This window comes from Microbacterium sp. X-17, from assembly GCF_039615055.1.
On sequence record NZ_JBDHNI010000001.1, the window covers coordinates 972,442 to 991,404 of the forward strand.

At 70.9% G+C, this 18,963-nt stretch carries 18 protein-coding genes and 1 tRNA gene; 15 read left to right on the plus strand and 4 right to left on the minus strand.

Annotated elements, in window-relative coordinates:
• The first annotated feature begins 19 nt into the window (after nucleotides 1–19).
• Together ABCS02_RS04735 and ABCS02_RS04740 are read left to right on the plus strand one after the other, a co-directional pair.
• The gene (locus ABCS02_RS04735; protein ID WP_345834444.1) at nucleotides 20–493 is read left to right on the plus strand and encodes a GntR family transcriptional regulator; all 474 of its coding nucleotides are present in this window, start codon (nucleotides 20–22) and stop codon (nucleotides 491–493) included.
• The gene (locus ABCS02_RS04740) at nucleotides 490–1,632 is read left to right on the plus strand and encodes a DUF1648 domain-containing protein (RefSeq protein WP_345834445.1); all 1,143 of its coding nucleotides are present in this window, start codon (nucleotides 490–492) and stop codon (nucleotides 1,630–1,632) included. The genes ABCS02_RS04735 and ABCS02_RS04740 overlap by 4 nt, the downstream gene beginning before the upstream one ends.
• Before the next feature lie 90 nt (nucleotides 1,633–1,722).
• On the opposite strand, the gene ABCS02_RS04745 is transcribed toward ABCS02_RS04740, so the two are convergent.
• The gene (locus ABCS02_RS04745) at nucleotides 1,723–2,913 is read right to left on the minus strand and encodes a Na+/H+ antiporter NhaA (protein ID WP_345834446.1); all 1,191 of its coding nucleotides are present in this window, start codon (nucleotides 2,911–2,913) and stop codon (nucleotides 1,723–1,725) included.
• Between the two features lie 136 nt (nucleotides 2,914–3,049).
• On the opposite strand from ABCS02_RS04745, the gene ABCS02_RS04750 reads away from it, so the two are divergent.
• The 7 genes from ABCS02_RS04750 to hisS all read left to right on the plus strand — a co-directional run bounded on the left by ABCS02_RS04750 (nucleotide 3,050) and on the right by hisS (nucleotide 11,001).
• Nucleotides 3,050–3,709: a MazG family protein gene (locus ABCS02_RS04750; RefSeq protein ID WP_345834447.1), complete on the plus strand. Its 660-nt coding sequence runs from the start codon at nucleotides 3,050–3,052 to the stop codon at nucleotides 3,707–3,709.
• Between the two features lie 72 nt (nucleotides 3,710–3,781).
• Nucleotides 3,782–4,822: an iron-siderophore ABC transporter substrate-binding protein gene (locus ABCS02_RS04755; RefSeq protein ID WP_345834448.1), complete on the plus strand. Its 1,041-nt coding sequence runs from the start codon at nucleotides 3,782–3,784 to the stop codon at nucleotides 4,820–4,822.
• A gap of 7 nt (nucleotides 4,823–4,829) precedes the next feature.
• The gene (locus tag ABCS02_RS04760) at nucleotides 4,830–5,891 is read left to right on the plus strand and encodes an iron chelate uptake ABC transporter family permease subunit (protein ID WP_345834449.1); all 1,062 of its coding nucleotides are present in this window, start codon (nucleotides 4,830–4,832) and stop codon (nucleotides 5,889–5,891) included.
• Nucleotides 5,888–6,940 carry an iron chelate uptake ABC transporter family permease subunit gene (locus ABCS02_RS04765; protein WP_345834450.1) on the plus strand — a complete coding sequence of 351 codons (1,053 nt, stop codon included), beginning with the start codon at nucleotides 5,888–5,890 and terminating at the stop codon, nucleotides 6,938–6,940. Before ABCS02_RS04760 ends, ABCS02_RS04765 begins: the two co-directional genes overlap by 4 nt.
• 17 nt (nucleotides 6,941–6,957) lie before the next feature.
• Nucleotides 6,958–7,755 carry an ABC transporter ATP-binding protein gene (locus ABCS02_RS04770; protein ID WP_345834451.1) on the plus strand — a complete coding sequence of 266 codons (798 nt, stop codon included), beginning with the start codon at nucleotides 6,958–6,960 and terminating at the stop codon, nucleotides 7,753–7,755.
• 83 nt (nucleotides 7,756–7,838) lie between these two features.
• Nucleotides 7,839–9,353 carry a hypothetical protein gene (locus tag ABCS02_RS04775; protein WP_345834452.1) on the plus strand — a complete coding sequence of 505 codons (1,515 nt, stop codon included), beginning with the start codon at nucleotides 7,839–7,841 and terminating at the stop codon, nucleotides 9,351–9,353.
• A gap of 355 nt (nucleotides 9,354–9,708) precedes the next feature.
• Nucleotides 9,709–11,001: a histidine--tRNA ligase gene (gene hisS, locus ABCS02_RS04780; RefSeq protein WP_345834453.1), complete on the plus strand. Its 1,293-nt coding sequence runs from the start codon at nucleotides 9,709–9,711 to the stop codon at nucleotides 10,999–11,001.
• A gap of 10 nt (nucleotides 11,002–11,011) precedes the next feature.
• Here the strand turns inward: hisS and ABCS02_RS04785 are convergent, their stop codons facing one another.
• Nucleotides 11,012–12,349 (minus strand): hypothetical protein, encoded by a 1,338-nt coding sequence (locus ABCS02_RS04785; RefSeq protein WP_345834454.1) that lies wholly within the window; start codon nucleotides 12,347–12,349, stop codon nucleotides 11,012–11,014.
• Between the two features lie 279 nt (nucleotides 12,350–12,628).
• Between ABCS02_RS04785 and eno the strand changes: the two genes are divergently transcribed.
• The 6 genes from eno (at nucleotide 12,629) to ABCS02_RS04815 (ending at nucleotide 18,114) form a co-directional block, all read left to right on the plus strand.
• Complete coding sequence (gene eno / locus ABCS02_RS04790) at nucleotides 12,629–13,909, plus strand: phosphopyruvate hydratase (protein ID WP_345834455.1); 1,281 nt, start codon at nucleotides 12,629–12,631, stop codon at nucleotides 13,907–13,909.
• An 87-nt stretch (nucleotides 13,910–13,996) separates the two neighbouring features.
• Nucleotides 13,997–14,242, plus strand: a complete 246-nt coding sequence (locus ABCS02_RS04795; RefSeq protein WP_345834456.1) for a hypothetical protein — start codon at nucleotides 13,997–13,999, stop codon at nucleotides 14,240–14,242.
• 108 nt (nucleotides 14,243–14,350) lie between these two features.
• Nucleotides 14,351–14,872 (plus strand): septum formation initiator family protein, encoded by a 522-nt coding sequence (locus tag ABCS02_RS04800; RefSeq protein WP_345834457.1) that lies wholly within the window; start codon nucleotides 14,351–14,353, stop codon nucleotides 14,870–14,872.
• A 21-nt stretch (nucleotides 14,873–14,893) separates the two neighbouring features.
• The gene (locus tag ABCS02_RS04805; RefSeq protein WP_345834458.1) at nucleotides 14,894–15,406 is read left to right on the plus strand and encodes a DUF501 domain-containing protein; all 513 of its coding nucleotides are present in this window, start codon (nucleotides 14,894–14,896) and stop codon (nucleotides 15,404–15,406) included.
• A 32-nt stretch (nucleotides 15,407–15,438) separates the two neighbouring features.
• Entirely contained in the window at nucleotides 15,439–16,683 is a 1,245-nt protein-coding gene (locus ABCS02_RS04810; protein WP_345835167.1) for a S8 family serine peptidase, read from the plus strand.
• A gap of 39 nt (nucleotides 16,684–16,722) precedes the next feature.
• Complete coding sequence (locus ABCS02_RS04815; protein WP_345834459.1) at nucleotides 16,723–18,114, plus strand: FAD-dependent oxidoreductase; 1,392 nt, start codon at nucleotides 16,723–16,725, stop codon at nucleotides 18,112–18,114.
• Between the two features lie 321 nt (nucleotides 18,115–18,435).
• Here the strand turns inward: ABCS02_RS04815 and ABCS02_RS04820 are convergent, their stop codons facing one another.
• Nucleotides 18,436–18,675: a hypothetical protein gene (locus tag ABCS02_RS04820; RefSeq protein WP_345834460.1), complete on the minus strand. Its 240-nt coding sequence runs from the start codon at nucleotides 18,673–18,675 to the stop codon at nucleotides 18,436–18,438.
• Between the two features lie 196 nt (nucleotides 18,676–18,871).
• Nucleotides 18,872–18,945, minus strand: a tRNA-Leu gene (locus ABCS02_RS04825).
• Nucleotides 18,946–18,963: the final 18 nt, after the last annotated feature.

Consider the following 18,963-nt stretch of genomic DNA (forward strand, 5'->3'; position numbering starts at 1 on the left):
ACTATAGCTACCGATACAGATGGGAGGGCGTCGCGTGCGCATCGAGCTCGATCCCACGGCGGAGACGCCGCTCTACCAGCAGCTGCACGATCGCGTCATCGACGCCATCGCGCGCGGTGAGCTGCGCGAGGGCGACGCGCTCGTCTCCGTGCGGCAGCTCGCCGTGCGGTTCGGGATCAACGCCGCGACCGTCGTCAAGGCGTACGACGCGCTCCGCGCCGAGGGCATCGTGCGCACCAGCCGGCGCTCCGGCTCGGTGATCGCGCGCGACGCCGCCAGCGGGCCGCCGGACGAGCGGTTCCTCTCGGACTGGTCGGCGCGGCTGAGCGCTCTGATCGCGGAGGGCATCGCCCACGGCGTGGAGCGGTCGGAGCTGGAGTCTCGCACCTCCGCCATCGCCTGGTTGTTCGACCAGGCCAGCGCGCAGCACGATGCCGCGGAACAGCCCGGCGCCGAACCTGGCGCCGGGGACAGGAAAGGAAACACCCCATGACCGCCGTCCTGCTGAGCACCTTCGCCGTGACGACGCTGACCGCTGCGATCCTCCTGATGCTGCCCGCGATGAGCCGCACCACCCTGCCGCTCGGCGTGCTGGTGCCGCGCAGTCGCGTGGCCGACCCGGTCGTGGTCGCCGCGATCCGGCGCTTCCGTGTCGTCGTCGTGGCCTCCTATGTCGTCGCGCTCGTCGCGGCCGCGCTCGTCATCCCGGTCGGTCCCGCCGCGCCCGCGCTCGTCGCGACGCTGGTCCTGCTGGCGGGCTCCATTGCGGGCTACGTGCTGTGCCGCCGGAGCATCCAGGCGGCCAAGCGCGTAGGCGGCTGGCTGGACGACGCGCCGGTGCGGATCAGCGGCAGCCTCACGCCGGACTCCGGCGCGCGCCCGCAGCCGGCCTTCGGCTGGTTCGTGGCCGCGCTGGTGGCGCTGCTGGCGGCCGGGGCGGTCGGTGTCGCGCTGTACGACAGCCTGCCGGCGTCCATCGCGGTGCACTGGAACGCGAGCGGCCAGCCGGACCGCTTCGCGGAGAAGACGGTGCTGGCCGTGTTCGGGCCGCTGTTGATCGCGTTCGGAGTGCTCGCCCTGATGGTCGGGATCGCGTTCGTGCTCCGCGCCGTCCCGTGGCGACGCGGTGGGGGAGAGTCGCCGGAGGTCGCCGAGCGGATCGCGGCGCTGCAGGCCGAGCTGACCCAGTCGCTGCTCGGCTGGATGGCGTTCGTCGTGTCCGCCGCGATCGCCGCGCTGTCCGTGATCGGCTGGCTGCACGACGGCTCGAATCAGCCGAGCGCCGGGATCGGCATCGTCACGGTGGCGCTGCTGGTGGTGATCTTCGTGGTGATCGGCGTCTACGCCCTCCGGCTCGTCAACGGGACGCGTGCCGCCCGAGCCGCGGTGCCCGTCGGAGGCGGGGCGACCGCGCCGAGCGCCGCCCGCGACGCCGTCGACCCGCGCGACGACGACCGCCACTGGAAGGGCGGCCTGATCTACGTCAACTCCGCCGACCCGGCGCTCTTCGTCCCGAAGCGCTTCGGCGTGGGTGTGACGCTCAACCTCGGCCACCCCGGCGGCATCGCCATCGGCGTCGTCACTCTGCTCCTCCTCGCAGCGGCGATCACCCTCCCCGCCCTCCTGCGCTGACGCGCCGCGATTCGTGCCGAATGGCGCGTCTCGCGCGCCGATTCGCGCCATTCGGCACGAATGTCGTCGCACCTGGATTCGCGGGATTCGTCACGAATGTGGCGTTTCGCGCGTCGATTCGCGCGATTCGGCACGAATCGCGTGCGGGTGGAGGCGGCGGTTGCGGCGCGCGAGCGTGGTGACGAGCGCCCCGGCGAGCACGATCGACACCGCCGAGCCGAGCAGCACCGCGAGGGTGCCCTCCGCGCGCACGGTGGCCGAGCCCGCGAACGCCAGCTCGTTCATCAGCAGCGACACGGTGAAGCCGATGCCGCCCAGCGCCCCGACCGTCACCAGGCCGAGCACGGGGATGCGTGCACGCTCCGCCTTCGGCCGCGTGAACGACCCGAGCCACCCGCCGAGCGCGATCCCGACCAGCTTTCCTACCGGGAGCGCGACCAGGATTCCCCAGAACGCCGGCGACAGCTCTGCGGGCGACACCGCCGGGATGACGACGAGCGCGGCAGAGAACGCGAACAGCGGCAGGATCAGCCCGTTCGACCACGGCTCCAGCGCGTGCGCGGTGCGACGGCCGGGCGCCCGCGCCATGACCAGCCCGAGCGCGACGCCCGCGATCGTGGCGTGTACACCGGAGTCGTAGACGAGCCACCAGGTCAGCACCGCCAGCAGCACCATCAGCACCCCGATGGGCCAGCGCAGCCTCCCGCGCAGCATCCGGCTGAGCAGCCCGAACGCGACCACGACCACCGCGGCCGCGCCGAGCTCCAGCAGGTTCGGGTCCGTCGTGAAGAACACCGCGATGATCAGGATCGCCACCAGGTCGTCCAGCACCGCGAGCGCCAGCAGGAACACCCGCAGCCGGTTCGGCAGCCCGCGCCCGAACACCGCGAGCACGCCGAGCGCGAAGGCGATGTCGGTCGCGGTCGGGATCGGCCAGCCGTCCGACAGGCCGGAGCCCGCCGTGATCGCGAGGTAGATCAGCGCAGGCACGGCCACGCCGCACGCCGCCGCAATCGCCGGGTGGACGGCCTTCGCGACCGAGTTGAGCTCGCCGGCCACCAGCTCATGTTTGAGCTCGACCGCCACGATGAAGAAGAAGACCGCGAGCAGTCCGTCGCTGATCCAGTGCCCGACGCTCAGGTCCACGAGGCCGCCGCCGAGGTGGGCGTGCTGGAGGTCGAGCAGGGCCGGACCGATCGCGGTGTTCGCCAGCAGGAGGCCGAGCGCGGCGGCGCCCAGCAGGAGCCCGGCGGCGGTGCGCTCGGAGCGGATGATGCTCATCGGTGGCCAATCTCGCGCCGACGCGCGGAAGGGAGGAACGAATTCGCCGACCAGACTTCCCGGCACACCAGTGATCCCAGTCTACCGATCGGTTCCGGTGAGAGGATGAACCTGTCCCCGACGGGAGGAGCATCCCATGACCGACGCGGCGCCCACCAGACTCGACGAGCTCGTCGCCGTGATGGCGCAGCTGCGCGCTCCCGGCGGCTGTCCGTGGGACGCCGCCCAGACGCACGAGTCGCTGGTGCAGTACCTCATCGAGGAGACCTACGAGCTGATCGAGGCGATCGAGACGGGGAACCGCGACGAGATGCTGGAGGAGCTCGGCGACGTGCTCTACCAGGTGCTGTTCCACGCGGACATCGCCGCGCACACCCCGGGCGAGGACTTCGACATCCAGGACGTCGCCGAGAACATGACCCGCAAGATGGTCGGCCGGCACCCGCACGTCTTCGGTGGCGACCGCACGGCGGAGACCGCGGACGACGTCGTCGGGTTCTGGGACGACCTCAAGAAGGCCGAGAAGCCGGGCCGCACCAGCGTGCTGGACGGCATCCCGCAGGCCATGCCCTCCCTCGCGCTGGCCGACAAGCTGCTGGGCCGGGCCGAGAAGGTCGGCCTGATCGACCTGAGCGAGTCGGGTGGCGTGCAGGTGGAGAGCGAGGACGAGCTGGGGCCGCTGCTGCTGGCCATCGTCGCGTCGGCGAAGGCGCAGGGCCTGGACGCCGAGCGCGCGCTGCGTTCGACGCTCCGCGAGCTGCAGGGGGAGATCCGCGAGCAGGAAGCATCGGTTTAGGTTAGGCTTACCTAACGTGCCACGTCGGCACGCTTCCCACTCCGTGCCATCGGCACCCTCCTGAGGAGAGTCATGCCCGTTTCCGCCCGCTCACGCCTGGTCCTGTCGTTCGCCGCCGTCGCCTCCGCGGCCGCCCTCGTCCTCACCGGCTGTTCGGCGGGAGGACAGGCTGACGAACCCTCGTCCTCGGGCTCGGGCGGCAGCTTCCCGGTGACGATCGACAGCGCGCTCGGCACGACCACCATCGACGCGGCCCCGAAGCGCGTCGCGACCTGGGGCTGGGGCGCGCAGGACATCGCGCTCGCCCTCGGCGTCGTCCCGGTCGCGATGCCGAAGTTCAGCTACGGCGGCGACGCGAAGGGCGTCCTGCCGTGGGACGCCGAGAAGATCGCGGCCCTGAAGGGGAAGACCCCGCAACTCCTCGACGCCGACTCCGGCGAGGTGCCGTTCGAGCAGTTCGTGAAGGCCAAGCCCGACGTCATCCTGGCCCCATACTCGGGCCTCACGCAGACCGAGTTCGACACGCTCAGCAAGATCGCGCCGGTCGTCGCGTACCCGGAGAAGCCGTGGGCGACGAGCTGGCGCGACCAGACCGCCATCGTCGGCAAGGCGCTCGGGATGACGTCCCAGGCCGACGCGCTCGTGAAGAAGACCGAGTCCTCCGTCGCCGCCCTGGCCGACAAGAACCCCGCGATCAAGGACAAGACCTTCTTCTACGCCGCCGCCAACCAGCCGGGCGTGCTCAACGTCTACCGCGCGGAGGACCCCCGGGTGCAGCTGCTGAACGACCTCGGGATGAAGAACTCGCCGAGCATCGTCTCCCTCGACCCCTCGAAGGGCGACGGCAGCTTCTTCTACCAGCTCAGCTACGAGAACCTGTCGAAGATCGACACCGACCTGCTCGTCATGTACTTCGACACGCAGTCCTCGGTCGATGCGTTCACCGCCGACCCGCTGGTCGCCGCCATGCCCGCCGTGAAGGAGGGCCGCTTCGCGCCGATCGTCGGCGAGTCGTTCGTCGCCGCCACCAGCGCGCCCAGCGTGCTCAGCATCCCGTGGATGCTCGACCGCTACGTGCCGCAGCTCGCCGCCGCAGCCGCGAAGGTCAAGTAGCCCGCCGATGCCGACCGGTGTCGCCACCGCGCCCGCCGGGCGTGCCGGGGAGGTCCCCGCGCACGTCCGGCGGCGCCGGCGTACCCTCCTGGGCTTCCTGATCGCGGTGGTCGTCCTCCTGGCTGTGTGCGTGCTCAGCCTCATGGTCGGCGCCCGGACGATCGCGCCGGCCGACGTCCTGCACGCGCTGACGCGCTACTCGGGGAGCGACCCCGACTCCCTCGTGGTCGTCGGCAGCCGCCTCCCGCGCACGCTGCTCGGCCTCGCCGCCGGGCTCGCGCTGGGCCTGGCCGGCACGGTGATGCAGGGGCTGTCGCGCAACCCGCTGGCCGATCCCGGCATCCTCGGGGTGAACTTCGGCGCGTCGCTGGCGGTCGTCGTGGCGATCGCGTTCCTCGGCGTCACGACCGTGTCCGGGTACGTCTGGTTCGCCTTCGCGGGGGCGGCGCTCGCCGCGGGACTGGTCTACGCGGTGTCCGCGGTGGGCCGGGAGGGCGCGACGCCGGTCAAGCTCGCGCTCGCCGGAGCGGCGGTCTCCGCGGCGCTCGGCTCGCTCATCACCGCGGTCATGCTCACCAGCCGAGTCTCGCTCGACCAGATGCGGTTCTGGCAGGTCGGCTCGCTCGCCGGACCCGGCCTCGACGTGCTCTGGCAGGTGCTGCCGACGCTGCTCGTCGGCGCGGTGCTCGCGCTGGGGCTCGGGAGGCTGCTCAACGGTCTCGCACTCGGCGACGACGTGGCGCGCGGCCTCGGCCAGCGGGTCGGCCTCGCCCGGGCGCTGTCAGCCGTCGCGATCGTGCTGCTCTGCGGGTCGGCCACTGCCGCGGTCGGCCCGATCGCGTTCGTCGGGCTCGTCGTGCCGCACGCCGCCCGCTGGGTCGTCGGCGCGGACTACCGCCGCATCCTCGCCTTCTCCGCCGTGATCGCGCCCGCGCTGCTGATCGCCTGCGACGTGATCGGCCGCGTCGTCGCGCCGCCGGGGGAGCTGCAGGTCGGGATCGTGATGGCGTTCGTCGGGGCGCCGCTGTTCATCGCGCTCGTGCGGCGCAGGAAGCCGGTGGGGCTGTGAGCGCGCAGACCGCGGCATCCCCGGTCGCATCGAGCGTCGCCCTCGACCGCCGCAACCGGCACGCCCGCGCGCTCCGGGTCTCCCTGGTGCTCACCGTGCTCGTCGTCCTGGTCTCGGCCGTGTCGCTCACGCTCGGGGACGCCGGCGTCGCGCCCTCCGACGTGCTCGCCGCCCTGGTCGGCCGCGCCGACCGGCTCACGTCGTTCGTCATCCTCGACCTCCGGCTGCCGCGCCTGCTCGCCGCGGTGCTGGTCGGCGCGTGCCTCGGCCTGTCCGGCGCGCTGTTCCAGTCGGTCGCCCGCAACCCGCTCGCCAGCCCGGACATCATCGGCATCACGACCAGCGCGAGCGCGACCGGCGCCATCGCCCTGGTCTGGTTCGGGATCACCGGCCTCGCGCTCTCCGGAGTCGTCCTCGCCGGCACGCTGGTCGCCGCCGTGCTGATCTACCTGCTCGCCTGGCGGAACGGGGTGAGCGGCTACCGCTTCGTCCTGGTCGGGATCGGCTTCGCCGCGGTCTGTGCGGGGATCGTCTCTTACGTGCTCACCCGCGCCGACCTGCGCGACGTGCAGCAGGCGCTGGTCTGGATCACCGGCAGCCTGAACAGCGTGGACGGCACGTCGCTGGCCGTGCTGGCGGTCTCCGCCGTCGTGCTCGTCCCCGCGGCGCTGCTGGTCGGGAGGCCGCTCGCCGCGCTCGGGCTCGGCGACGACCTGGCGGCCGGGATCGGCGTGCGCCCCGAGCGCACGCGCATCGTGAGCATCGGCGTCGGGGTGGCGCTCGCCGCCGTCGCCGTGTCCGTCGCGGGGCCGATCGCGTTCGTCGCGCTTCTGGCGGCCCCCGTCGCACGCCGGCTCGTGGGACGAGGCTCGCTCGCCCTCCTGCCCGCGGCGCTCGTCGGCGCACTCGTACTCGTGCTGTCCGACGCCGTCGCCCAGTTCGCCGTGCCCGGCGTCGTGTTCCCGGTCGGCGTCGTGACCGGGATCGTCGGGGCGCCCTACCTGCTCTGGCAGCTCACCAGGACCAACCGCGTCGGCCGGGGAGGCTGAGAGAAGTGGACACTCGCATGACCGAACAGACCCTGGCCGCGCGCGACCTCACCCTTGCCTATGAGGGCCGCGTCGTCGTGGACGGCCTCGACCTGGACGTCCCGCCCGGCCGCGTCACGGCGATCGTCGGGCCGAACGCCTGCGGCAAGTCGACACTGCTGCGCGGGCTGTCCCGCCTGCTCGCCCCGGCCTCCGGCAGCGTGCTGCTCGACGGTGCGGACATCCGGTCGCTGCCCACCAAGGAGGTCGCCACCCGGCTCGGCCTGCTGCCCCAGACGCCCACCGCGCCCGACGGGATCACCGTGGCCGACCTCGTCTCGCGCGGCCGCTACCCGCACCAGGGCTGGTTCCGGCGCTGGACGGCGGAGGACGACACGGCCGTCCAGGAGGCGATGACCGCGACCGGCGTCGCCGAGCTGGCGGACCGAGCGATCGACGAGCTCTCCGGCGGCCAGCGCCAGCGTGTCTGGATCGCGATGGCGCTCGCGCAGCAGACCGGCATCCTGCTCCTGGACGAGCCGACCACGTTCCTCGACATCAGCCACCAGCTCGACGTGCTCGACCTGCTGCTCGACCTGAACGCGGCGCGCGGCACGACGGTGGTCATGGTGCTGCACGACCTGAACCTCGCCGCGCGCTACGCCGACCACCTGGTGGCGATGCGGGCGGGGTCGATCGTCGCGTCGGGCGACCCTGTGGAGGTGGTCACCGCCGACCTCGTACACGACGTGTTCGGCGTCACGTCGGTGATCGTGCCCGATCCCGTCACCGACACGCCGTTGGTGATCCCGCTCGGGCGCCATCACACGGCCTGAGGTGGTCTGTCGGCCGATCAGGGTGGAAATGTCAATACCACTGTGGAGATTTTGGATGCCTGAGTCGCTATGCTAAGCGGTCTATGGAAACCTACGACATTCTGGCCTTTCGACGCCAGTTCCTGCTGACCTCGGGTAGCACCGATGAGCTTCCCGGCTGGCCTGTTCGCTCCATGCCCGGGGGCCACACGCTGTACAGCCATCCGGAACTGGGTGTCACCGTTCACGAGGACGCAAAGACCGGCGTGACGCTGCTGCTGCTCGGGTTCGCGATCGACCGCGATCGGCCGAAGGCGACGGACGCCGACCTCCTGGCGACACTGGCGGCGTCCCGAAAAGACGGAAAGTGGTGGCCGGCGTTCTCAGATCTGTCCGGCCGTTTCGTCCTGTTCGTCTTCGACGGCGACGAGATCGAGGTCATGCACGACCCCTGCGGCCTGCGGACAGCCGAGTACACATTCGTGGACGGGTTCCACGTCGCGTCGCAGTCGAATCTGCTGGCGCTCGTCGCACCGGTCGGCCGTGGGAAGCGGTATCGCGAGTACATCGGCTCGCACTACGGGATCAATGTGCGCGAGGACCACCTCACGGCCGACACGACACTGTTCGACGGCGTCGACCGGCTTGTTCCCAACCACGTGCTGAAGGCCGCGGAGCGTGTGCACGAGCGCTACTGGCCGGTCGAGCCGCTCACGATCGGTGGGACGCCCACTGCCGAGGTCGCCGCTGAGTCCTTCGAAATGCTCCGCGCGCAGATCGCCGCAGCGAAGGAGCGCTTCAAGCTCGCGCTCCCTGTCACCGCCGGTCAGGATTCGCGATCGCTCCTCGCGGCCGCCAGCGCGCAACTGGACGGGATCTGGACGTACACCATGCTCTACCGGTGGCTCGGGGACGGGTCGCCGGATCTCACCATTCCAGCCTCGCTCCTGGGGCGCCTCGAGCACGAGCACCACATCTTCGATGCCAAGACGCCGCCACCGGCGGAGTTCGTGGAGCGATACAAAGCGAACTCGCCGATGGCGCATCCGAACGATGCGACGATCGCGTACGGCCTCACGCGCGCGTTCCCGTCCGAGTTCGTCGGTGTCAAGGGCAACATCGCAGAACTGGTCCGGTGCTACTACAACATCGACGGGCTGCCGCTTGACATCCGGTCGGTGACAGACATCACCCGCATCATTCCGCACTGGGACACCGTGCCGTTCATTATGGAGTCGATGCAGCACTGGTTCGACGCGACCCTTCCCGTCTCCCGTGAGCTCGGCTGGGACATGGACCTGCTGTTCCACTGGGAGCACCAGCTGGGGACGTGGCAGGCGCAGAGCCAGCTCGAATGGGACATCGCGCAGGAGGCGTTCACACCGTACAACGATCGTCGTCTTCTGGTGCGCATGCTCGCTGCGGCTCCGGCGGATCGAATCCCGCCCGCGCACGAACTGTTCCGCACGATGATCTCCCACGGCGAGGGCGACCTGCTTCGCGAGCCGATCAACCCGGTTCTGAAGGCTGAGCGCGCCCGGCACTTCTTCTGGAGGGCACGCACCCGCGCGATGCGCGATGCGCGGAAGATTCTCACACCGTCGTACTCGCGTCGATAGGAGCATCCCGAATCATCACCTGACCGGAGCCGGGCGGCGGATAGACGCGGTCAAGCCGGCAGCGCGCCCGCCGGGGGACCCGGGCCGCCGATCGGGACCGACGGCGCCGGCCGGCGGCGCAATCATCCCGGTCCGGGGCGGACGCGTTGTCGTGTGTCTGGCAACGCAGCCGACGTGGTCGGACGACTGCGGCTCATGCCAGGTCCTCACTGGGACACCACCGCATCGCGCGGGGTCGGCACGACATCAGGGTGGCAACGGGGGAAGTCTACGACTCCGGCGGTCCCTCCCGCGATCCCCCCGGGCGGCATCGGAGGGGCGGCATCCCGACCCCTCCATCTGGAAGAATCGTCGCATGGCTTCCCCGATCACCCCGCCCCGCGGCATGCGCGACTTCCTCCCCGCCGAGAAGGCCCGCCGCGAGCATGCGCTCGGTGTGATCCGCCGGAGCTTCGCCGCGCACGGCTTCGACGAGATCGAGACCCCGGTCGTCGAGGACGTCGCGCGCCTCCACTCGGGCCTCGGCGGCGACAACGAGAAGCTCGCCTTCAGCGTGCTCAAGCGCGGCCTCGGCGGCGACGACCTGCGCGCCGCGATCGAGTCGGGGGACACCCTCGCGCTCTGCGACCTCGGCCTCCGCTTCGACCTCACCGTGCCGCTGGCCCGCTTCTACGCCACCCACCGTGCCGAGCTGCCTCCCGTCTTCCGCAGCATCCAGATCGCCCCGGTCTGGCGTGCCGAGCGGCCGCAGAAGGGCCGCTACCGCCAGTTCGTCCAGTGCGACATCGACATCATCGGTGAGGGCTCGCAGCTCGCGGAGGTCGAGCTGATCACCGCGACCGCCGCCGCCCTGGAGGCGCTCGGCCTGACCGGCTGCACCATCCGGATCAACGACCGCCGCATCCTGAACGGCCTGCTGGAGTACTGCGGGTTCGCCGAGGCGCGGTGGCCGCAGGTGCTGATCTCGATCGACAAGCTCGACAAGATCGGCGCGGAGGGCGTGGTCGCCGAGCTCAGCGAGGGCGGGGCGGACTCCGCGGCCGTGCTCGGCGGCATCCTCGCCGCGCTGGAGCCGCACCTCGCCGAGGGCGGCGTCGAGCTGACCGTCGAGGCCATCTCCGGCATCCTGCCCGAAGGGATCGACACCGACGCTGTGGCCGCCCTGGAGTCGCTCGCGCACGCGCTCGACACCCTCCCGGAGGGCGTGGCGCTGCGGTTCGACCCCACCCTGGTGCGCGGGATGGGCTACTACACCGGCACGATCTTCGAGATCGCGCACCCGGGCTCCGGCAGCTCGGTGGGCGGCGGCGGCCGCTACGACGGGATGATCGGCCGCTTCCTCGGCACGGACGTCCCGGCGTGCGGGTTCTCGATCGGCTTCGAGCGCGTGGTCGACCTGATCGACGTCCCCGAGGACGACGCCCTCGACACCGTGGTGCTCGTCCACGACCCGAGCGTCCCGCTCGACCGGCTGATGGCGATCAAGTCCGAGCTGGTGGCCTCCGGCCGCCGGGTGCGGCTCGACCGGCGCGCGAAGAACCTCAAGGGCGTGCTGGACCGCGCGGCGGCGGCCGGGTTCCGGTCGTTCGCGTTCGTCGGACCGGAGACCGCGGACGCCGCCGCGCTGGAGTTCAAGCCGCTGTCCTAGCGGCTGCGGCTCAGCTCCCGGCCGCGCGCGGGAGCTTCCAGAAAACCGAGCCGATCTGATGGCCCGGATCCCTCGCCGGGTTCCAGGCCACGCCGTCCGGAGTGATGCCGAGGCCCGCCCGCGAGTTGTTCGACTGCGGCCAGCCCAACAGCCTCCAGTACCCGGGCTTGTCCAGGGTGAACGCGCGGCCGAGGTGCTCCGGCGCGCCGAGCAGCACGCCTCGCACGCTGATCTCGCCCGAGTGGCTCGGGATGACCGCGGCCTTCGGCTTCGGGGTGACGGAGGCGGGAGTGCCGTCCTCGTGCACGAACTGGTAGTAGACCAGCGTGGTCTCGTCGTTACCGTCGGTCGCCCTCCGGCCGGAGTCCAGAGCATCGACGTGGAACCAGTTGCCGTCGAGTGTCGCGAGGGTGTCCGCGCGCACCACGTTGCCCCACGCCGCCTGCGAGCACAGAGTCGAGTCGTACCCGGGGAGGCCGGAGGTCGTGTAGTCCCAGGCGTTGATCGCCACCGGGCGTCCGTCGCTGCCGCGGTGCTGATGCAGGATGGGGAACTCGACCACCGACTCGGTGCCGTCCGGCCAGGTGGCACGGATCGGCCACCGGTACCCCGCGGTGGCGACGTTCTCCGTGTGCGCGTCGCCGCGGCAGCTCAGGAACAGCCGCTCCTCGCCGTTGCCGAGGTCCTCGACGTGGACCACGGCGTAGCGCTGCGTGGTGTACGCGCGGATGTCGTCCTCCACCAGGGTCAGGCGCGTGCCGATCTTGCCGTCGACGACGGTCGGGTAGAAGCGGTACTCCATCGTCGCCGGACGCACACCGCGGGGCACGGTCACGGAGAGGTCGGCCCGGAACTCGTCCGGTCCGCGGCAGATGATCCCCATCGCGCCGAGCACGGACAGCTCGTAGACCCCGACGACGATCCCGATCGGCGACCAGGCGTTGGCGCCGGCGCTTTCGGCGAAGATGCCGCTGGCGGCTGAGGGGGCGCCGCTCGTGGTGAACGCGGGGACCTCGTGCACGCCGGGGCCGATGCCGATGACGCGCAGCGTCGTGGTGACGCCGTCGACCCAGGCGAAGCCCGCCGACAGCACGACCCGGACCTCCGCGCGCTCGTTCCCGGCTGCGACCACCGTCGCGCCCATGACGATCGAGCCGGAGGCCACGCTGCGCGGCGTTCCGGTGATCTCGATGGAGGGCGACGGGCTGGTGGCGTGCGCCGGCGACGCCACGGAGAGCGCGACGGCCGGTACGCTCCACGCGGCGGTGGCCGCGACCGACCTCCGCGACATGCCGGGCGCGGGGCCGCCGGTGTCGGGTCGTGTGTTCTCGTCTGACTGGTTGTTCATTGGATCTCCTTACGATCGGAAATGCTTGACATACTGCATTTCCAGTGTTTCGCAAGGGGATGGCGCGCGAATCCGGCGCAAGGCGGGGGCGCGCCGGCGATTCTCATCCGAAGGATTCGCTCCGGTGCGGATGCCGGGAGCGGAGCGGCGTGATAGCCCGGTGGCGCAGCCCGCGCTCCCGCGCCATTTGTCGCAAGCATCCCGCCACCCCGTTAATGCCGTTAACCCGACGTCACTAGACTGATTCGGACACCCACGAAAACCACCAAGGAGACTGTTGTGGCTCAGATCGAAGCTGTAGGCGCTCGCGAGATTCTCGACTCCCGTGGCAACCCGACCGTCGAGGTCGAGGTGCTGCTGGAGGACGGCACGGTCAGCCGTGCCGCCGTCCCGTCCGGCGCCTCCACCGGCGCCTTCGAGGCCTACGAGCTTCGCGACGGCGACAAGGACCGCTACCTCGGCAAGGGCGTCGAGAAGGCCGTCGACGCGGTCCTCGACGAGATCGGCCCGGCGATCGAGGGCTTCGAGGCCAGCGACCAGCGCCTGGTGGACGAGGCGATGATCGAGCTCGACGGCACCGACAACAAGAAGCGCCTGGGCGCCAACGCGATCCTCGGCGTCAGCCTCGCCGTCGCCAAGGCCGCGGCCGACTCCGCCGACCTGCCGCTGTTCCGCTACATCGGCGGCCCCAACGCGCACGTCCTCCCGGTCCCGATGATGAACATCATCAACGGCGGCGCCCACGCCGACACCGGCGTCGACATCCAGGAGTTCATGGTCCTCCCCATCGGCGCCGAGACCTTCTCCGAGGGCCTGCGCTGGGGCGTGGAGACCTACCACTCGCTCAAGTCGCTGCTGAAGTCGAAGGGCCTCAACACCGGCCTCGGCGACGAGGGCGGCTTCGCCCCCGAGCTGGAGCACAACCGCGCGGCGCTCGACCTCATCTCCGAGGCCATCGAGAAGGCCGGCTTCACCGTCGGCTCGCAGATCGCGCTCGGTCTCGACGTGGCCTCCACCGAGTTCTTCGAGAACGGCGTCTACCGCTTCGAGGGCCAGAACCGCACCGCGGCCGAGATGAGCGCCTACTACCAGGAGCTGGCGGCGAACTACCCGCTGGTCTCCATCGAGGACCCGCTGGCCGAGGACGACTGGGAGGGCTGGACCCTCCTCAACGCCGAGCTCGGCGGCAAGCTGCAGCTCGTCGGCGACGACCTCTTCGTCACCAACCCGAAGCGCCTCGCCCAGGGCATCAAGGCCAAGGCCGCGAACAGCATCCTGGTGAAGGTCAACCAGATCGGCACCCTCACGGAGACGCTCGACGCGGTGTCGCTGGCCCAGCGCAGTGGCATGACCGCCGTGCTCTCGCACCGCTCCGGCGAGACCGAGGACACCACCATCGCCGACCTCGCCGTCGCCACCGACGCCGGCCAGATCAAGACCGGCGCCCCGGCCCGCTCCGAGCGCGTCGCCAAATACAACCAGCTCCTCCGCATCGAGGAGGAGCTCGGCGACGCCGCCGTCTACGCCGGCCGCACCGCCTTCCCGCGCTTCCAGGGCTGACCTACCGCCGAAGGGTGAGTAATCGCGGTTATCCGTCACGGATTTCCGCGACTACTCACCCTTCGTCGTAGCTGGGAGGATGTGGGGGTGGGGGTTTCGGGGGAGGTTGTGCCGCTGGGGGTGTTCCTCCTGCTGGCGGGGCTGTTCGTGGTGTTCGGGGCGTACCTGCTGCGGCGGCCCGAGCGGGCGGCGGCGCTGTTCGCCGACCGGGATGCGCGCGAACGGTTCCGGCCGCGCGACGCCCGGGCGATCGGGCTGGTGTTCACGCTCGGCGGGCTCGGGCTGGTCGCGGTCGGCGCCGTGCGGCTCGTCGTCATGCTGACAGCGCACTGAGCACCCCGCGACACCCCGGCCGCGCGGCTGCCGCTCAGGGCGGATCGCCTACGATTGTCAGCGGGGACGCCCGGTCCTCCACGTCCGCCCAGAACCGCAGGAGGGGCCATGCCGAAGCCGCGCACGCAGCGCGTCGCCGCCTCCTTCGAGCAGCCGACGGCGACCGGGCGCTGGCTGCGCGGCCTGCACTTCTCCGCCTTCTCCCTCGTGATGATGGGGGCCGTCGTGCTCGCCGTCGTCATCCTGGCGCCGTCGCTGCAGGGCTACCTCTCGCAGCGGCAGCAGATCGCGGACCAGCAGAAGGCCGTCCAGCAGCTCTCCGCGCAGGTGGACGCGCTCAAGGAGCAGCGCGCCCGCTGGAACGACCCGAGCTACATCCGCGCGCAGGCCCGCGACCGGCTGTACTACGTGATGCCGGGGGAGACCAGCTACCTGGTCATCGACGACCGCGCCCCGGCGGCGAAGGGTGACACCACCCCGGTGAGCTCCAAGCTCCAGAAGACCCGCACCGACTGGGTCGGCTCCCTGTTCGGCTCGCTGATGGGCGCCGGGCTCACCGACGCCACCCCGGCGCAGCTCGGCAACACGCCGGCGCCCGCCCCAACCCCGACTCCCGCACCGAGCAAGTAGCGCAGAAACGCAAGGCACGACATGACCAGACCCCCGTTCGACCCAGTCACCGACGCCGACATCGCCGCCGTGAGCGAGCAGCTCGGCCGCCCGGCGCGCAACGTCGTCGGGATCGCCGCGCGCTGCGTGTGCGGCCGCCCGACCGTCGTCTCGACCGCCCCGCGGCTGGACGACGGCACGCCGTTCCCGACCTTCTACTACCTGAGCCACCCCGCCGCGACCGCCGCGATGTCGCAGCTGGAGGCCACCCAGGTGATGAACGAGTACAACGACCTCCTGGCGGAGGACGAGGACGTGCGCGACCAGTACCGCGCCGCGCACGAGCAGTACCTCGCCGACCGCGAGTCCGTCGGCGTCGTGGCCGAGCTCGCCGGCGTCTCGGCGGGCGGGATGCCGACCCGCGTCAAGTGCCTCCACGCGCTCGCGGCGCACGCGCTCGCCGCCGGCCCCGGAGTCAACCCCATCGGCGACCTGGCGCTCGCGCGGGGCGGGTGGTCGCCCGAGGTGTGCGAGTGCCGCATCCAGGCCGGCTGACCCGGCTCCGCCGCACCCTGGCTGCGGGCGCGATGGCGCTCGCGGCCGCGCTCGTGGTCGGCATCGCTCCCGCGACCCCCGCGCATGCCGACCAGGTGCGCGACATGGAGTACTGGCTGACCGAGTACGGCTTCGCCCAGGCCTGGCAGACGACCAAGGGCGCGGGCGTGAAGGTCGCGGTGATCGACACCGGCGTCGATGGCACGGTCCCGGACCTGGCCGGCGCGGTGACCGACGGCACCGACGTGTCCGGCGTCGGCGCCGCGAACGGCCAGAAGCCGCTGGGCGACGGCGACGCCGCGAACCACGGCACCTGGGTGGCCTCCCTGCTCGCCGGGCGCGGCACCGGCCCCGACACCGGGGTGCTGGGCGCGGCGCCGCAGGCGAGTATCCTCAGCGCCTCCGTGGCGCTCGGCAAGGCGACCGGGAACGTCGACAACGACGACCAGATCGCGAAGGCGGTGCGCTGGGCGGTCGACAGCGGCGCCTCCGTCATCAACATCTCGCTCACCCGCAACACCCTCGACTGGCCGACGAGCTGGGACGACGCGTTCCAGTACGCGTTCTCGCACGACGTGGTGATCGTCGCGGCGGCCGGCAACCGGGGGAGCGGGACGACCGAGGTCGGTGCGCCCGCCACCATCCCGGGCGTCCTCACCGTCGCGGGCGTCGACCGGGCCGGGCAGGCCTCCTTCGACGCGTCGTCGCAGGGCATCACGATCGGCGTGTCCGCGCCGAGCGAGGAGCTGGTCGGCGCGAACCCGGGCGGAGGCTACGTGCAGTGGGCGGGCACCAGCGGGGCGGCGCCGCTGGTCGCCGGGGCGGTCGCGCTCGTGCGGGCCGCGCATCCCGAGCTGAAGGCGCCGGACGTCATCAACCGGATCATCCGCACCGCGCGGAAGCCCACCGGCGTCACGACGGTCCCGAGCCCGGTCTACGGGTACGGGCTGCTGGACGCTGCGGCCGCGGTGACCGCGACCGTCCCGCACGTCACCGCGAACCCGATGGGCGACCTGGCCCAGTGGGTCCACATCCACCGCCGGGCGGAGACCCCCGCCACGGCCGTCCCGAAGGCGCCGGATGCCCAGGCCGCGCCGGCGCCCGCGAAGCTCAGCCCGGAACGCCCTGTAGCATGGACATCGTTCTTCTGGCCGCAATGGAGCGTCCTCACCGCCTTCTGGCTGCCGTTCGGTCTGATGTCCGGTTTCGTCACACTCCTCGCCCTCGGCGGGGTGGGTGCGTGGCTGCATTTCAGGCGAGCGCGTAGCAGGGGGTAGATTAACACCCATACTTTCGTGTTGAGGAGACGCATTACTGTGCCCAAAATCCTGATCGTCGGCGGAGGATACGCCGGTTTCTACACCGCGTGGGAGCTCGAGAAGCAGCTCCGCTCGGGCGAGGCCGAAGTGACCATGGTCGACCCGCTGCCGTACATGACGTACCAGCCGTTCCTCCCCGAGGTGGCCGTCGGCTCCATCGAGCCCCGCCACGCGGTGGTCTCGCACCGCCGTCACCTCACGAGCACGAACATCGTCAGCGGCAAGGTCGGCTACATCGACCACGCGAACAAGACGGCGACCATCCACCCGGCGGCGGGCGAGCCGTACGAGTTCGAGTACGACATCGTCGTTGTCACCGCCGGCGCTGTGTCGCGCACCTTCCCGATCCCGGGCGTCGCCGAGCAGGCCGTGGGCCTCAAGACGATCGAGGAGGCCGTGTACATCCGCGACAAGATGCTCACGAACTTCGACAAGGCGTCGACCCTCCCGGCCGGCCCGGAGCGCGACCGCCTCCTGACCGTCACCGTCGTCGGCGGCGGGTTCGCGGGCATCGAGATCTTCGCCGAGCTCCGCTCCTTCGCGAGCGCCCTGCTCAAGAAGTACCCCGAGCTGTCGTTCGAGGACACGCACTTCCACCTGATCGAGGCCATGGGCCGGATCATGCCGGAGGTCTCCCTCCCCACCAGCCACTGGGTGATCAAGAACCTCGCCGAGCGCGGCGCGGAGATCCACCTGGAGACGCAGCTCACCAGCGCCGTCGACGGCCGTATCGAGCTGTCCACCGGCGAGAGCTTCGAGACGGACCTCATCGTCTGGACGGCCGGCGTCATGGCCAACCCGACCGTGGTCCGCCACACCGACCTCCCGATCGAGGAGCGCGGCCGGCTGCGCGTGCGCGCCGACCTGCGCGTGGGCACCGACGAGGAGATCGTCGTGGACGCCTGGGGCGCCGGCGACGTCTCGGCCGTCCCCGACCTCACCGGCGCGGGCGTCGGCGGCTACTGCGTGCCGAACGCCCAGCACGCCGTCCGCCAGGGCAAGCTGCTCGCGAAGAACATCATTGCGGACCTCCGCGGCGAGCTGCCGCGCCAGTACTACCACAAGAGCCTCGGCGCGGTCGCGGGTCTGGGCCTCGGGATCGGCGTGCTGCAGTCCGGCAAGCTGGCCATCAAGGGCGTCCTCGGCTGGTTCGCGCACCGCGGCTACCACGGCCTGGCGATGCCGAGCTGGGAGCGCAAGTGGCGCGTGCTGTGGGGCTGGTGGAACAACTTCTGGCTCGGCCGCGACATCGTGTCGCTGGAGGCCCTCCAGGCCCCGCGCGCCGCGTTCGAGGAGTTCGCCGCCCGCCCGAAGCCGGCCCTCGAGACCGCCCCGGCCGAGGCCCCCAAGAAGAAGGCCGTCGCGAAGGAACCCGCCGCAGCCAAGTAAGCCACCCAGAAGGCCCGGTCCCCAGGACCGGGCCTTCTGCATGCCCCCGGCCCTCTCGCGGGCAGGAGGATTCGGCCGACTCGCCGAGGAAACTCCTTCAGATGCCCGTCCTGAAGGAGATCCCGACATGTCTTCCTGCACAGCCACGCGCCCCGGCCGAAGCTCAGAGTGCCCCCAGTGGGACTCGAACCCCATTTGCAGCCCCGGAAACACGCGGACAGCCCTCAACTTCCGCGTGTTTCCGGGGTTTTTGGGTTACTGCGAGAACAAGCAATTCCGGACGATTCTTGTCATTTTCTTGCCAATTTCCGGAGCCCGCCACTACGCCTCCGGACCGTGGACCGTCACCGCACCGATCCGAAGGTCCGCATAGCCGGAGTAATCCTCCTGCTCGCGAAGCTCAGCGACCTTCTCCGCCGCCCCCTCCGGAGTCCGCAGACGCGCCGCGATCTCCTCAGCGCGCTCCCGGCTCCCCACGCCGATGAAGTGCCCGCCGTTGAGCGCGAGCGCCTCATCCGGACCCGCCAGGACCTCGAACATCACCTCAAACTGATTTGCCATGCGCGGGAGGCTACCCCTCCGGCGCAACCGGAGCACGTACCCAGTTGGGGTGCTTCGATGAGGTGGGCATCGCGATGGATTCGGCCTACGGTGACGTCTTCAGCGCCCCGACGAACCTTGCCAATTCCTTGCCAAAAACGCAGATCAGGCGCATCGGATAGCCCCCGATCCCAGTCATAGCACGGAAGTGCTGAAGTGCCCCCAGTGGGACTCGAACCCACACTCGGGCGATTTTAAGTCGCCTGCCTCTGCCAATTGGGCTATAGGGGCGATCCGTCCGCGGAAGCG